14 protein-coding genes are annotated in these 13,509 nt (G+C 69.0%); all 14 read right to left on the reverse strand.

Annotated features, from left to right (window positions below; translation table 11 throughout):
* Positions 1 to 13: 13 nt before the first annotated feature.
* On the reverse strand, positions 14 to 1,420 hold the full coding sequence (gene der, locus NHL60_RS03495; RefSeq protein ID WP_253449079.1) for a ribosome biogenesis GTPase Der: 1,407 nt from the start codon (positions 1,418 to 1,420) through the stop codon (positions 14 to 16).
* On the reverse strand, positions 1,417 to 2,568 hold the full coding sequence (bamB, locus tag NHL60_RS03500; RefSeq protein WP_253449082.1) for an outer membrane protein assembly factor BamB: 1,152 nt from the start codon (positions 2,566 to 2,568) through the stop codon (positions 1,417 to 1,419). Before bamB ends, der begins: the two co-directional genes overlap by 4 nt.
* Complete coding sequence (locus NHL60_RS03505) at positions 2,565 to 3,221, reverse strand: tetratricopeptide repeat protein (RefSeq protein WP_253449085.1); 657 nt, start codon at positions 3,219 to 3,221, stop codon at positions 2,565 to 2,567. Before NHL60_RS03505 ends, bamB begins: the two co-directional genes overlap by 4 nt.
* Before the next feature lie 57 nt (positions 3,222 to 3,278).
* Entirely contained in the window at positions 3,279 to 4,589 is a 1,311-nt protein-coding gene (gene hisS, locus NHL60_RS03510; protein WP_301271090.1) for a histidine--tRNA ligase, read from the reverse strand.
* Positions 4,590 to 4,633: 44 nt separating this feature from the next.
* Positions 4,634 to 5,746 (reverse strand): flavodoxin-dependent (E)-4-hydroxy-3-methylbut-2-enyl-diphosphate synthase, encoded by a 1,113-nt coding sequence (ispG, locus tag NHL60_RS03515; protein WP_253449088.1) that lies wholly within the window; start codon positions 5,744 to 5,746, stop codon positions 4,634 to 4,636.
* Between the two features lie 9 nt (positions 5,747 to 5,755).
* On the reverse strand, positions 5,756 to 6,721 hold the full coding sequence (locus NHL60_RS03520; protein WP_253449091.1) for a RodZ domain-containing protein: 966 nt from the start codon (positions 6,719 to 6,721) through the stop codon (positions 5,756 to 5,758).
* A gap of 30 nt (positions 6,722 to 6,751) precedes the next feature.
* Entirely contained in the window at positions 6,752 to 7,504 is a 753-nt protein-coding gene (gene pilW / locus NHL60_RS03525; protein ID WP_253449094.1) for a type IV pilus biogenesis/stability protein PilW, read from the reverse strand.
* A gap of 124 nt (positions 7,505 to 7,628) precedes the next feature.
* Positions 7,629 to 8,756 (reverse strand): 23S rRNA (adenine(2503)-C(2))-methyltransferase RlmN, encoded by a 1,128-nt coding sequence (gene rlmN / locus NHL60_RS03530; RefSeq protein WP_253449097.1) that lies wholly within the window; start codon positions 8,754 to 8,756, stop codon positions 7,629 to 7,631.
* Between the two features lie 69 nt (positions 8,757 to 8,825).
* On the reverse strand, positions 8,826 to 9,251 hold the full coding sequence (ndk, locus tag NHL60_RS03535) for a nucleoside-diphosphate kinase (RefSeq protein WP_253449099.1): 426 nt from the start codon (positions 9,249 to 9,251) through the stop codon (positions 8,826 to 8,828).
* Positions 9,252 to 9,436: 185 nt separating this feature from the next.
* A complete protein-coding gene (locus NHL60_RS03540) occupies positions 9,437 to 9,763 on the reverse strand; it encodes an iron-sulfur cluster assembly accessory protein (protein ID WP_253449102.1) in 327 nt (108 codons plus the stop codon).
* 46 nt (positions 9,764 to 9,809) lie between these two features.
* On the reverse strand, positions 9,810 to 10,979 hold the full coding sequence (locus NHL60_RS03545; RefSeq protein ID WP_253449105.1) for an IscS subfamily cysteine desulfurase: 1,170 nt from the start codon (positions 10,977 to 10,979) through the stop codon (positions 9,810 to 9,812).
* A gap of 44 nt (positions 10,980 to 11,023) precedes the next feature.
* Positions 11,024 to 11,497: a Fe-S cluster assembly transcriptional regulator IscR gene (gene iscR, locus NHL60_RS03550; RefSeq protein WP_253449108.1), complete on the reverse strand. Its 474-nt coding sequence runs from the start codon at positions 11,495 to 11,497 to the stop codon at positions 11,024 to 11,026.
* A 97-nt stretch (positions 11,498 to 11,594) separates the two neighbouring features.
* The gene (gene cysE, locus NHL60_RS03555; RefSeq protein WP_253449111.1) at positions 11,595 to 12,455 is read right to left on the reverse strand and encodes a serine O-acetyltransferase; all 861 of its coding nucleotides are present in this window, start codon (positions 12,453 to 12,455) and stop codon (positions 11,595 to 11,597) included.
* Positions 12,456 to 12,576: 121 nt separating this feature from the next.
* Positions 12,577 to 13,320: a tRNA (cytosine(32)/uridine(32)-2'-O)-methyltransferase TrmJ gene (gene trmJ, locus NHL60_RS03560; protein ID WP_253449114.1), complete on the reverse strand. Its 744-nt coding sequence runs from the start codon at positions 13,318 to 13,320 to the stop codon at positions 12,577 to 12,579.
* Positions 13,321 to 13,509 lie beyond the last annotated feature (189 nt).

A 13,509-nucleotide genomic window follows, 5' to 3' on the forward strand; every position in this document is an offset into this window, starting at 1 on the left:
ACGTGGACTGGGCTCAGCGGCGGCGGCTGTTGCGCGCCTCCTTGGTGCGGCCCAGTTCGCGCTTCTTGGCCTTCTCGCGGTCGCTGGCATCGGCCATGGGGTCGAAGGGGTTCTTGCCCGAGCGGAATTCGAAACGCATCGGCGTGCCGCGGACCTTGAGCACCTTGCGGAAGGTGTTGGTCAGGTAGCGGCGGTAGGCCTCGGGCAGCGACTCGGTCTGGTTGCCGTGGACCACGATGATCGGCGGATTGGCGCCGCCCTGGTGGGCCATGCGCAGCTTGATCCGTCGGCCGTGCACCATGGGCGGCTGGTGGGACTCCACCGCGTCCTGGAGGATGGTGGTCAGGCGGTTGGTGGACCAGTGGGCGTTGGCCGAGGCGAAGGCGCGCTCGATGGAGGGGTAGAGGTCGCCCACCCCGGTGCCGTGCAGCGCCGAGATGTAGTGCAGGTCGGCGTAGTCGGCGAAGCCCAGGCGGCGCTTGATCTCGGCGCGCATCTTCTCCTTGGCCTCGCTCTCCAGGCCGTCCCACTTGTTGACCACCAGCACCAGGGCGCGGCCGCTGGTCAGCACATAGTCGAGCAGGTGCAGGTCCTGCTCCACCAGGCCGGTGCGGCCATCCAGCACCATGATGGCGACATGGCACTCCTTGATCGCATCCAGGGTCTTGATGATCGAGAACTTCTCGGCGATCTCATGGACGTTCTTGCGCCGCCGGACCCCGGCGGTATCCACCAGCACATAGGGCTTGCCGCGGCGTTCGAAGGGGATCTCGATGGCGTCGCGGGTGGTGCCCGCCTCGTCGAAGACCACCACCCGCTCCTCGCCGAGCAGTCGGTTGACCAGGGTCGACTTGCCCACGTTGGGGCGGCCGATCACGCCGATGCGGATGCCCTTGGTGCCGGTATCCACCGGGATGCTCTCGTCGCGCTCGGGGAAGGGAGCGAGCACCTCGTCGATCAGCGCGGTGACGTTGCGGCCGTGGGCGGCGGCGATGGGGCGTGGATCCCCCAGGCCCAGCTCCCAGAACTCGGCCGTGGCGGTGGCCTCGTCCAGGCCATCGGTCTTGTTGACCACCAGCCAGGTCTTCTTCTGATTGACCCTCAGGTGGTTGGCGATGGCCTGGTCGGCCACGTTGAGGCCGGCTCGGGCATCCACCAGGAAGAGCACGATGTCCGCCTCGTCGATGGCGACGAGAGACTGCTCGGCCATGGCGGCATCGATGCCCTCCTCGTCGCCGCTGATGCCGCCGGTATCGATCACCGTATAGGCCTTGCCGCCGAGCACGCCGTTACCGTACTTGCGGTCGCGGGTCAGGCCCGGAAAGTCGGCCACCAGGGCGTCCCGGGAGCGGGTCAGGCGGTTGAACAGGGTCGACTTGCCCACATTGGGGCGGCCGACCAGGGCGATCACTGGGGTCATTGGCGAATATCCAGGGCCTTGAGGGTGCCGTCATTGGCCAGCACGTGAATGCGGCGGCCGTCGGTGATGGGGCGCACGCTGATACCGGAGCGGTCGACCCGATCGCGGCCTACCAGCTCCCCGCTGCGGGCGTCGATCAGGTGCAGGTAGCCCTCGAAGTCGCCGAACACCAGGCGGCCGTCGGCGAAGGCCGGGGCGGTGATGCTGCGGCCCTCCAGGGCGGTGTTGCGCCAGATCTCCTCGCCGCTGTTGGCGTCCAGGGCGTGGACATGGCCCGCCTCGTCCACGACGAACAGGAAGTCGCCCACCAGGACCGGCGTATGGTAGCTGGAGAAGTCGATGGCCCACAGCGGCTCGCCGCGGGTGGCCTCCAGAGCGACCAGGCGGCCGTTGAAGCTGGTGACGAAGAGACGGCCGTCCGGGGTCAGCACCGGCTGGGCGGCCAGGTCCACCAGGCGCTCGATATCGCTGCGGCCCTGGGCCACGGCGATGCGGCGCTCCCACAGCGGCTGGCCGCTGCGGTTGTCCAGGGTCACCAGGCGGCCGTTGGCGAAGCCGGCGAAGGTCACGGGGTCGATCACCATGGGGGTGCCGGTGCCGCGCAGGGTGAGCGCCGGCCGGCTGGCGCTGTAGCGCCAGCGCTCCTCGCCGCTGGCGCGGTCCAGGGCGGTGACGCTGCCGTCGACGCTCTGCACCACCAGCAGCTGCTGGTTGGGCTGCGGGGCGGCCAGCACCTCGCTGGGGACCCGGGCGCGCCAGCGCACGCTGCCATCGCGCTGGCTCAGGGCCAGCACCTCGCCGTTGCGGGTGCCCAGATAGACGTCGCCGGCCACGGCAGTCAGGGCGCTGGAGACCGGCACCTCGAGGTCCACCTGCCACTGGCGGTCGCCGTCGTCGGCGGCAAAGGCCGAGAGCCGGCCGCGCTCATCGGCGGCGAAGAGGGTGTCGCCATCCCGGGAGGGGGCGATGGGGTAGCCGGCGCGGCCCAGGCCGCGGCCTGCCCGCTGGCTCCAGGCCGTGGAGAGGGTATCGCGCTCCTCGAAGCTTGAGAGCTCCTTGGGCGGATACTGAGGCTCCACCTGGTTGCCGGCGCAGCCGGCCAGCAGGGCGAGCCCGGCCAGGGCGGCGATCAGAAAGGTCGGTTTCATGAGTCGACTCCAAGACCCAGGTTGTCGAGCTTGAGCTGCACGCCGTAGAGCGGCTGGTCGCGGGCTTCGGCCAGGTCCAGCGCCTCGCGCCAGGCCTCGCCGGCATCGCCTTCGCGCCCCAGGGCGTGGTAGGCGTCGCCGCGCACCTCGGCGCGCTGTGCCGCCAGCGCCTCAGGCACGCCGGCGTCCAGGGTGGAGAGCGCCGCCTCGGCGTCGCCCTGGGCGACCTGCAGGCGCGCCAGGCGCAGGCGTGCCAGGCCCTTGACGTAGTCGCGGCCGCTGGCATCGATCACCGCCTCCAGGGCGGCGCGGGCGCCGGGGAGGTCCTCGTCGGCCACTGCCAGGCGGGCATCGATCAGCCGCGCCAGGTCGGCGTAGAGGGTCTTGCCGTGGTTGTCGGTGATCTCCACCACCAGCTCCCGGGCCTCGGCCAGGGTGGCGTCATCGAGCTGGCTGCCGGCGGTCAGGTTGATCAGGTACTGGTAGCGGGCCGAGGCGGCGCTGGCCTGGTTCTCCTGATAGCTCTGCCAGGCGTTCCAGCCGATCACGCCGGCGGCGGCGATGGCCACCCCGGCGATCAGCGATACGCCATTCTCCTTCCACCAGCGCTTGAGCGCTTCGAGCTGCTCTTCTTCGGTTCTCAGCTCCGCCACGGGCGGCCTCCTTGTAGGGTTCCGATGGGCGCAGGCGACAGGCCGGCGCCGGAATGATCAGGTGTTACGGGAGGTCAGCAGGTCGCTCAGCACCTCGGCCAGCGCTTCCTGGCGCAGGCTCTGCTGCTCGCGCTCCTCGCGCAGGAACTTGAGCGTGACGGTGCCCTGGGCCAGCTCGTCCTCGCCCAGCAGCAGCGCCAGTCGCGCGCCGCTCCTGTCGGCCTTCTTCATGCGGCTCTTGAAGCTGCCGCCGCCGCAGTGCAGCTGGACACGCAGCTCGGGAAGCTCGCCGCGCAGTCGCTCGCCCAGCAGCAGGGCAGGGCCGGTGGCCTCATCGCTCATGGGCAGCACATAGAGGTCGAGCTCGCCGAGGGCGGCCTCGGGGACCAGGTCGAGGGTTTCGAGCAGCAGGATCAGGCGCTCGATGCCCATGGCGAAGCCTACCGCCGGGGTCGGCTTGCCGCCGAGCTGCTCCACCAGGCCGTCGTAGCGCCCGCCGGCACACACCGTGCCCTGGCTGCCCAGCGCCGTGGTGGTCCACTCGAAGACGGTGCGGCCGTAGTAGTCCAGGCCGCGCACCAGCCGCGGATTGACCACATAGGCGATGCCGGCGGCGTCGAGCATGGCGCAGAGCGCCTCGAAGTGCGTCCGGGAGTCCTCGTCCAGGTGGTCGATCAGCTTGGGCGCGCCGGCCAGCATCTCGGCCATCTCCGGACTCTTGGAGTCCAGGATGCGCAGCGGGTTGCTTCCCAGGCGGCGGCGGGAGTCCTCGTCGAGCCGGTCATGATGCGCCTCGAAGTAGGCCACCAGGGTGTCGCGGTAGGCGGCACGCGCCTCGGAGGAGCCCAGGGAGTTGAGCTCCAGGGTGACGTGCTCCATCAGGCCCAGTTCGCGCCACAGGCGCGCCGAGAGCAGGATCACCTCGGCGTCGATGTCCGGCCCCTCCAGGCCGAAGGTCTCCACGCCCACCTGGTGGAACTGCCGGTAGCGGCCCTTCTGGGGGCGCTCGTGGCGGAACATCGGCCCCTGGTACCAGAGCCGCTGGGTCTGGTTGTGCAGCAGGCCGTGCTCCATGGCGGCGCGCACGCAGCTCGCCGTGCCCTCGGGGCGCAGGGTCAGGCTGTCACCGTTGCGGTCCTCGAAGGTGTACATCTCCTTCTCGACGATGTCGGTGACCTCGCCGATGGAGCGGGCGAACAGGGCGGTCTGCTCGACGATGGGGGTGCGGATCTCGGCATAGCCGTAGCGGGCCAGCAGCGCCCGTACCTTGCCCTCGAAGTACTGCCACAGCGGCGACTGCTCCGGCAGCAGGTCGTTCATGCCGCGGATGGCCTGGATCTTCTTCTTGCTACTGTCAGACTTGCTCAACGCTTGCTCCTTGATGGGTCGCCGCGGCGATCTGGTGCTGAGATTCAGCCGCGGGCGATCATGTCCTTCTCGGCCTGCTCCTTCTCGCGCACCTTGTCGCGGATCAGCCGCTCGAGGTCGTCGACCAGGTGGTCGTTGCGCAGCTTGGAGGCCGGCTTGCCATCGATATAGACGAGGTTGGCCGGCGAGCCGCCGGTGAGCCCGATATCGCTCTCCTTGGCCTCGCCGGGGCCGTTGACCACGCAGCCGATCACCGAGACATCCAGCGGGGTCATGATGTCCTCGAGGCGCTCCTCCAGGGCGTTCATGGTGCCGATGACGTCGAAGTTCTGGCGCGAGCAGCTGGGGCAGGCGATGAAGTTGATGCCCTTGGCGCGCAGGCGCAGGCTCTTGAGCATGTCGAAGCCGACCTTGATCTCCTCGACGGGGTCGGCGGCCAGGGAGACCCGGATGGTGTCGCCGATGCCGTCCATCAGCAGCAGCCCGAGTCCGATGGAGGACTTGACGGTGCCCGAGCGCAGCCCGCCCGCCTCGGTGATCCCGAGGTGCAGGGGCTGTTCGATCAGGCCGGCCAGCTTGCGGTAGGCGGCCACCGCCATGAACACATCGGAGGCCTTGACGCTGACCTTGTACTCCTGGAAGTCGAGGCGGTCGAGGTGGTCGATATGGCGCATGGCGGACTCGACCAGGGCGTCCGGGGTGGGCTCGCCGTACTTCTTCTGCAGGTCCTTCTCGAGCGAACCCGCGTTGACGCCGATGCGGATGGGGATGCCGTTGTCCCGGGCGGCGCTGACCACGGCGCGTACGCGATCCTCACGGCCGATATTGCCGGGATTGATGCGCAGGCAGTCGACGCCGAGCTCGGCGACGCGCAGGGCAATCTTGTAGTCGAAGTGGATGTCGGCCACCAGGGGGACCTCCACCTCACGCTTGATCTTGCCGAAGGCCTCGGCGGCATCCATGTCGGGAACGGAGACGCGCACGATGTCGGCGCCGGCCTCTTCGAGGCGGCGAATCTGCGCCACGGTGGCGGCCACGTCCAGGGTGTCGGTGTTGGTCATGCTCTGCACCGAGATGGGGGCATCGCCCCCGACCGGCACCTTGCCGACGTGGATCTGGCGGGACTTGCGGCGAACGATGGAGGATGGGGCGTGCATGGTGGCGGATCAATCTCCCAGAGTGAAGCGGGCGACATTGTTGGCGCCGGCGCGGGCGCCGAGGTCAACGGCCTCGCCGGCCCAGGTCAGTTCTACGCCGGTGGCGTTGCCCACGGTGAGGCGGAAAGGCGGCTCCCCTTCGACGCTGGCCGAGGTGCCGGGTTCCTGCAGGCCGACGAAGATGCGCTGGTTGTTGGCGTCGAAGATCTCGGTCCAGGACTGCTCGTTGAAGGTCAGCTCCAGCCGGCGTGGGTCGGCGGCGGCCTCCTCCACGACGGCTTCCTCGATGGCGGCCTCGTCGGCCATCTCGGGCTCGGCATCAGCCAGGGCCAGGGCGCCATCGGCGTCGACGCTCGCCGCTTCGGCCTCGTCGGCCATGGCATCAGGGTCTTCCACCAGGCCCAGCCCCTCGTCCTCTTCGGGAAGGGGGGGCAGGCTCTCGGCGGGGGGCACTTCGCTCACCGCCGGGGCTTCGGGTTCGCTGATGGTGGTGGTGGTGCCGTCAAGCCCATCCACGGCCACCGGGCCACTGTCGCTGATGCCGGGCGGCTCGTTCCCGCCGCGGCTCTGCCACCACATCAGGGTCAGCCCGATCAGGCCGGCGATCACCAGCAGGGTCACCAGCCGGAACAGCCAGGCACCGATTCGCGAGGGGGGGCGCGTCACCTGTACCGGGGTGACCTTGCGCTCGCTCTCCTCGCTGCCGAAGCGGCTGCGGTAGGCGTCGAGTACCGGCCTCTCCTCGATGCCCAGCAGGTGGGCATAGGCGCGCAGGTAGCCCCGCCGATAGGTGGGGATCGGCACCTCCTCGTAGTCGTCCTCCTCCAGGCCGCGGATCACCGCCGGGCGCAGGTTGAGGGCACCGGCCACCTCGCCGATCGAGAGGCCCTGAGACTCCCGCTCACGCCTGAGCTGCTCGCCCGGCGAAACCGAGATGGCGCTGTCGGCGGGGTCTGGTGTCTGAGTATCGCTCATGGCTGAGCATCCTTCGTCAAGAGTCGTGATTCAGGGCGTGCCGGAGAGGCCGTCCAGTTGTTCGCTGTAGAAGGCCGCGGTGGTCCGGTCGCCTCGGGCCTCGGCAACCTGCCGGGCCAGCCTCAGGGCGTCGGGGCTCGGGCCAGCCAGGCGGATGAAGGTCTCGATCTGTTCCTGTGCGCGCTCATGGTTACCGGTGTCCAGCTCCAGCTCGGCCAGGGTGAAGTAGCTTCTCGGGCTGCGGGGATCGATGTTCTGAGCGCGCTCCAGGCTCTGGCGGGCGGCGCCGATATCGCCCAGCTCGCGTTGGCACTGTCCCAGGTTGGCGAACAGCTGTGCTCGCTGGGGATACCGGGAGTCGCTGGAGGCCAGTTCGAGCTGCTCGCAGGCCTCGCGAATGCGGCCCTGCTCATAGAGGAAGGCCGCATAGTTGTTGCGCCCGCGGGTAAAGTGGCGGTTCGCCGAGAGGGCGCGGCGGAAGGTCTCATCGGCCAGCTGCCGCTCGCCCTGGCGCTGGTAGACCATGGCCATGGCCTGCAGCGCCTCGGGAGCGTCAGGATCAATGGCGAGCGCGCGCTCCAGGGCGCCCATGGCGCGCTGCAGGTTGTCACGCTCCAGGTAGGCGATGCCCAGCTGGGTATGGGCATCCGCGGGGCTGGCGTCCCGATCGCCGCTGCCGAGCCCCTGAGGTTGGGTGGCGCAGCCGCCAAGCCAGAGGCTACCCAGCAGCAGCGCCAGGGCGGGCAGGCGCGAGGCTCCCGATACACTGAGGCGGCGCGTCATGGCGTTCTCCCGACGGTCGACAGGTAACTCCCCGGGTCGAGCCGGTCGCGGCACCTCGCCGGGGGGATGAAAGGCCTGACCATCAAAGCGTCGCGCCCGGTTGAAGTCAAGGTGACCCATCCGCTCAGTCGGCGTCGATCTGGATCGACTGGATATAGCGCTCGTGGCGCTTGGTACGATCCTTGACCCTTCCCACCAGCTGTCCGCAGGCGGCGTCGATATCGTCGCCGCGGGTGGTGCGGATCGGTGCCGTGTAGCCCAGCTCATAGAGCCACTGCTGGAAGCGCACCACCTGGTTGCGGGACGGCTTCTCGTAGCCCGAGTGGGGGAAGGGGTTGAAGGGAATCAGGTTGATCTTGCAGGGCAGCTCGCGCAGCAGCTCGGCGAGCTCCCGGGCGTGCACCTGCTGGTCGTTGACGTCCTTGATCACCGTATACTCGATGGTGACCATGCGGGTGTCGTCGCACTTGGCCAGGTAGCGGTGGCAGGCGTCCAGCAGGGTGCGGATATTGTACTTGCGGTTGAGCGGCACCAGCTCGCTGCGCAGCTCGTCGTTGGCGGCATGCAGCGAGATGGCCAGGCTCACGTCGAGCTCGTCCCCGAGCCTGTCGAGCATCGGCACCACCCCCGAGGTGGAGAGGGTGACCCGGCGCTTGGAGAGGCCGTAGCCGTTGTCGTCGAGCATCAGCTTCATGGCCGGCACGACGTTGTCGTAATTGAGCAGCGGTTCGCCCATGCCCATCATCACCACGTTGGTGACCGGGCGATTGGCGGTGTCCTTGCGCGGGCCCACGCTGCGCTGGGCGACCCACACCTGGCCGATGATCTCGGCGGCGGTGAGGTTGCGCTGGAAGCCCTGCTTGCCGGTGGAGCAGAAGCTGCAGTCCAGGGAGCAGCCCACCTGGGAGGAGACGCAGAGGGTGCGGCGTTTGCCGTTGTCGGCGGGAATCAGCACCGTCTCCACGTAGCTGCCGTCCTCGACCTCCAGCACCCACTTGCGGGTGCCGTCGCTGGAGGTGCCCTCGTAGACCACGCCGGGGCCGCGGATCTCGGCCACGTCCGCGAGCTTGGCGCGCAGCGCCTTGGAGAGGTTGGTCATGGCCGCGAAGTCGTCACAGCCCTCGTGGTGGATCCACTTCATCACCTGGGCGGCACGGAACTTCTTCTCGCCGATGGAGAGGAAGAAGGCTTCCATCTCCTCGCGGGACATGCCGAGCAGGTTGGTCTTCTGGGGTGCGGTATCAGCGGTCATGGCGGTCAGCGGGTCGGGAAAGGGAGAAGCAGGGGAGGCGGGGGCAGGACCCCCGCCCGGGAGACGCGATCAGCGCGGGCAGATCTCGTCGGCGCCGAAGAAGTAGGCGATCTCGCGCTCGGCGGACTCGGGGGAGTCGGAGCCATGCACGGCGTTGGCGTCGATGGTCTCGGCGAAGTCGGCGCGGATGGTGCCCGGCGCGGCTTCCTTGGGGTTGGTGGCGCCCATCAGCTCACGGTTCTTGGCGATGGCGTCCTCGCCCTCGAGCACCTGGACCACCACCGGGCCGGAGGTCATGAAGCCGACCAGATCCTTGAAGAAGGGGCGCTCCTTGTGCTCGGCGTAGAAGCCGCCGGCCTTGTCGTCGTCCAGGTGCAGCATCTTGGCGGCGACGACCTGGAGGCCGGCCTTCTCGAAGCGAGCGATGATCTCGCCGATGGCGTTCTTGGCAACGGCGTCGGGCTTGATGATGGACAGGGTGCGCTGGGTAGCCATGGGCATGTCTCCAGTAGGGGGTGATGGACAGGGGTGTCGATGAATAGCGCCGCGCCGCCCCTGGGCTCTTGTGCTGGAGCCCGGGCGGCGCGGTGAAACTGATGAAGCTCGGCAGCGGACGCCGATTGGGCGCGGATTATACCGCCCCGGGGCGGGGTTGAACAATCGTCGCTACTGGGGGCGCGTCAGACCGTAAAGCTCTCGCCGCAGCCGCACTGGTCCTTGACGTTGGGGTTGTTGAAGCGGAAGAAGCGGTTGAGCCCTTCGTTGACGTAGTCCACTTCGCTGCCGTCAAGCATCTCCAACGCCTCCGGGGCGACGAAGACCTTGACGCCATGCTCCTCGAAACAGGTGTCGTCGCCCTCGGCCTCGTCAGCGAAGTCGAGTACGTAGCTGTAGCCGGAGCAGCCGCTGGGCTTGACCGAGACGCGCAGGCCGAGGCCCGCGCCGCGCTCCTCGAGCACCCGGCGAATCTGGTCGGCGGCGGCGGCGGTAATGGTCAAATGCGCCATGGGTCTCTCTCCTGAAGTCGATGGGTTGGCCCGAGGCCGATGGGTGTCACTGGGCGCTGCGGACGGCCTGGCGACGCAGCCCGGTCAGGGCGTGGCGCAGGGCGGCCAGCGCCATGTCGATGTCGGCCTCGGTGGTGAAGCGGCCGAAGCTGAAGCGCAGCGAAGCCAGCGCCAGGGCGCGGGGCAGGCCGATGCCCTTCAATACATAGGATGGCTCGACGCTGGCCGAGTTGCACGCCGAGCCGGTGGAGAGCGCCACGTCGCGCAGCGCCATCAGCAGCGACTCGCCGTCGACGCCCTCGAAGGCCAGGTTGAGGATATTGGGCACCGACACTTCCACCGCGGTATTGCTGTAGATGCCACCCAGGTCGGCCAGGCCGGCCAGCAGGCGGTCGCGAAGGGCGGTGATGCGGGCCTGGTCGGCCTCGCCCTCGGCCCCGGCCAGGGCGAAGGCCTCGCCCATCCCCACGATCTGGTGGGTGGGAAGGGTGCCGGAGCGCATGCCGCGCTCGTGGCCGCCGCCGTGGATCAGCGCCTCCAGGCGAATATCCGGGTCGCGCTTCACATAGAGTGCGCCGATGCCCTTGGGGCCGTAGGCCTTGTGGCCGGAGAGCGACATCAGGTCGATCCCCAGGCGCTTCACGTCCAGGTCCAAACGACCCACCGCCTGGGCGGCATCGGTATGGAAGAGGGCGCCCCCAGCGTGGGCCACCTCGGCCAGCGCCGCCAGGTCGTGGATGACGCCCAGTTCGTTGTTCACTGCCATCAGCGAGACCAGCACGGTGTCCTGGCGCATGGCGTCGCGCAGCTGCTCGGGCGTGATGCGGCCGTCGTGCCCCGGGGTCAGCCAGGTGACCTCGAAGCCCTCTGCCTCGAGGGCCAGGGCGGTGTCTACTACCGCCTTGTGCTCGACGGTGGAGGTCACCAGGTGGCGCCCCCGGGCGCGGTTGGCGCGCAGGTAGCCGGTCAGCGCCAGGTTATCCGCCTCGGTGGCGCCGCTGGTCCAGACGATCTCGCGGGGGTCGGCGTTGATCAGGTCGGCCACCTGGCGGCGGGCATTCTCCACCGCCTGCTCCGCCTGCCACCCCAGCATGTGGCTGCGCGAGGCGGGGTTGGCGAAGATGCCGTCGAGGGTCAGGTGGCGCGCCATCAGCTCGGCGACGCGGGGGTCGACGGGGGTGGTGGCGGCGTAGTCGAGATAGGCGGGTGTGGTCATGGCCTCGGAATCTGGTTGGGTGCGGTCCGGCGGTCCGTTTTGGCTCAGGGCGCCGAGGCGAGAATATCGCCGCTGTTGGCCTGGCGGTCGCGCTGGCGTCCGGCGATCTGCTGTACCTCCATGCGGGAGGCGAGCTGGCCCAGGGTGACGCCCTCCAGGAAGCCGTGGATGCGCTCGGAGAGCTCACACCACAGGTGGTGGGTCAGGCAGGTGTCGCCCTGTTGGCAGTCGGAGAGCCCGCCGCAGCGGGTGGCGTCCACCGACTCGTCCACGGCGTCGATCACCCGCGCCACCGAGATCGACTCGGGCGGCTGGGCCAGCAGGTAGCCACCGCCGGGGCCGCGTACGCTCTCCACCAGCTTCGCCCGGCGCAGCCGTGCGAAGAGCTGCTCCAGGTAGGAGAGCGATATCTCCTGGCGCCTGGAGATATCGGCCAGGCAGATGGGGCCCTGCTGGGCATTCATCGCCAGGTCGAGCATGGCGGTGACGGCGTAGCGTCCCTTGGTGGTCAGGCGCATGGCGTCCTCGGCGCCGAAGGAGTCGGCGGTCGGTGAGCGGGCACTCCCTGGGGGAGCACGATCGATCGTGCATTATGGTAAAGACCAAGCGCTTTGGTCAACCATTTGCCCCGCGGTCGCCGTCGCCCCCGGCGTCGGTGTGCCGGGCAGGCGACTTTTCCGGCATGGCGCAGGCGTCGGCATCGTCGAGCACGTCGGCGAAATCCTCGTCGCGCAGTTCCGGCAGGCGGCCATCACGATAGCTGGCGTCCACCTTGCGCAGGGTCTGGCACATGCGCTCGATGCGCTCGTCCACGGCGTGCATATGGTCGAGCATGGCCTGGATGGAGCGCGCTACCGGGTCCGGCATGTCTTCGCTGATGCCGTAGGCGTCGAAGCCGAACTTGCGACGCATCGCCTCGCGACGCTCCGGATCCACCTCGAGAATCTCGGCGGCATCGGGGTCGGCGCGCTTGACGATCTTGCCGGGAATGCCCACCACTGTGGCGCCGGCGGGCACCTCCTTGGTGACCACGGCGTTGGAGCCGATCTTGGCGCCGGCGCCCACGGTAAAGGGACCGAGGATCTTGGCCCCGGCGCCGACGATCACGCCGTTCTCCAGGGTGGGGTGACGCTTGCCCTTGTTCCAGCTGGTGCCGCCCAGGGTCACGCCGTGGTAGAGAGTCACGTCGTCATGGATCTCGGCGGTCTCGCCGATCACCACGCCCATGCCGTGGTCGATGAAGAAGCGTCGGCCGATCTTCGCCCCGGGGTGGATCTCGACGCCGGTGAGCCAGCGCGAGAAAGTTGAGAGGCTGCGCGCCAGCCACTTGAGGTTCTTCTTCCACAGCCAGTGGCTGAGGCGATGGATCAGCAGGGCGTGGAGGCCCGGATAGTTGGTCAGCACCTCGAAGGCGTTGCGGGCCGCCGGGTCGCGGTCGAAAACGCTGTTGATGTCCTCACGCAGGCGTTGAAACATGCGGCGGTCCTTGGGCTGGAAGGGGGCAGGGCGGCATCTGCCGCAGAGGATGATATTTTCAGTGTGGGGGCGCGGTAGGCCCCCTTCAAGGCACGGCCTCGGGCGCCGCTCCAGAATAGCCTCAGGCGTCGTCCCGGGGCGGGGCCAGCTTCTCGGTGTCCGAGAGGATGCCGCGCAGGATGTTGAGCTCCATGCGCTCCGGGCGGGCCCGGAGAGTGAAGCGGCGCAGGCGAGCCATCAGCTGGCGCGGCATGGCCGGGTCGTGGAAGCCGATGGCGATGAGAGTGCGCTCCAGATGAGCGAAGTAGTGCTCAAGCTCCTCGTGGGTGGCCAGCGCCTGGGCGGGCTCCTCGGTGGGCGCTGGCTCCTCTTCCAGCCAGGCCAGGCGGCACTCGTAGGCGAGCACCTGCACCGCGGCGGCCAGGTTCAGGGAGCTGAAGTCGGGGTTGGTGGGGATATGCACATGGGCATGGCAGCGCTGCAGTTCGGCGTTGGTCAGGCCGCTGTCCTCCCGGCCGAAGACCAGGGCGACCCGGGCGCCGTCGCCGGCCAGCTCCTGGGGCAGGCGCGCGCCCAGCGCCCGGGGGGCGATCATCGGCCAGGGCAGGGTGCGCGAGCGGGCGCTGGCCCCTACCACCAGGGTGCAGTCGGCCACCGCCTGCTCCAGGGTCTCTACCACTCGGGCGCCATGCACCAGGTGGTCGGCGCCGGAGGCCCGCGATACGCTGTCGGCGGTGACCGGCTCGCAGCGGGGTGCCACCAGGGCCAGGTCGGCGAGGCCCATGTTGTGCATGGCGCGGGCGACGCCGCCGATGTTGCCGGGGTGGCTGGTGCCGATCAGGACGATACGGATGCGGTCGAGCATGGTGGGCTTCCCTGGGATGACATGAATCGGGGCGATACCTCGGGGCGGCAGAGTCTAGCATGTTGTGCGGGCCGAGCGCCGCGGGGGCCATCGCCGATGGTCGTGGCGCAACGGGCCGGGGTCTGCTAGGATTCGCGCCGTCCGTTCCAACCGAACGCTTCCACGAACACCCCCGTTCTTTAACACCAC

Origin of the sequence: Halomonas sp. Y3 (assembly GCF_024137965.1) — a bacterium.
Lineage (GTDB): Bacteria > Pseudomonadota > Gammaproteobacteria > Pseudomonadales > Halomonadaceae > Halomonas > Halomonas mongoliensis.

Bases quoted from the DNA above. Each gene is read 5' to 3' on its own strand.
- der (WP_253449079.1), bottom strand. From the start codon at position 1,420: ATGACCCCAGTGATCGCCCTGGTCGGCCGCCCCAATGTGGGCAAGTCG.
- bamB (WP_253449082.1), bottom strand. From the start codon at position 2,568: ATGAAACCGACCTTTCTGATCGCCGCCCTGGCCGGGCTCGCCCTGCTG.
- ispG (WP_253449088.1), bottom strand. From the start codon at position 5,746: ATGCACGCCCCATCCTCCATCGTTCGCCGCAAGTCCCGCCAGATCCAC.
- NHL60_RS03520 (WP_253449091.1), bottom strand. From the start codon at position 6,721: ATGAGCGATACTCAGACACCAGACCCCGCCGACAGCGCCATCTCGGTT.
- pilW (WP_253449094.1), bottom strand. From the start codon at position 7,504: ATGACGCGCCGCCTCAGTGTATCGGGAGCCTCGCGCCTGCCCGCCCTG.
- rlmN (WP_253449097.1), bottom strand. From the start codon at position 8,756: ATGACCGCTGATACCGCACCCCAGAAGACCAACCTGCTCGGCATGTCC.
- ndk (WP_253449099.1), bottom strand. From the start codon at position 9,251: ATGGCTACCCAGCGCACCCTGTCCATCATCAAGCCCGACGCCGTTGCC.
- NHL60_RS03540 (WP_253449102.1), bottom strand. From the start codon at position 9,763: ATGGCGCATTTGACCATTACCGCCGCCGCCGCCGACCAGATTCGCCGG.
- NHL60_RS03545 (WP_253449105.1), bottom strand. From the start codon at position 10,979: ATGACCACACCCGCCTATCTCGACTACGCCGCCACCACCCCCGTCGAC.
- iscR (WP_253449108.1), bottom strand. From the start codon at position 11,497: ATGCGCCTGACCACCAAGGGACGCTACGCCGTCACCGCCATGCTCGAC.
- cysE (WP_253449111.1), bottom strand. From the start codon at position 12,455: ATGTTTCAACGCCTGCGTGAGGACATCAACAGCGTTTTCGACCGCGAC.
- trmJ (WP_253449114.1), bottom strand. From the start codon at position 13,320: ATGCTCGACCGCATCCGTATCGTCCTGATCGGCACCAGCCACCCCGGC.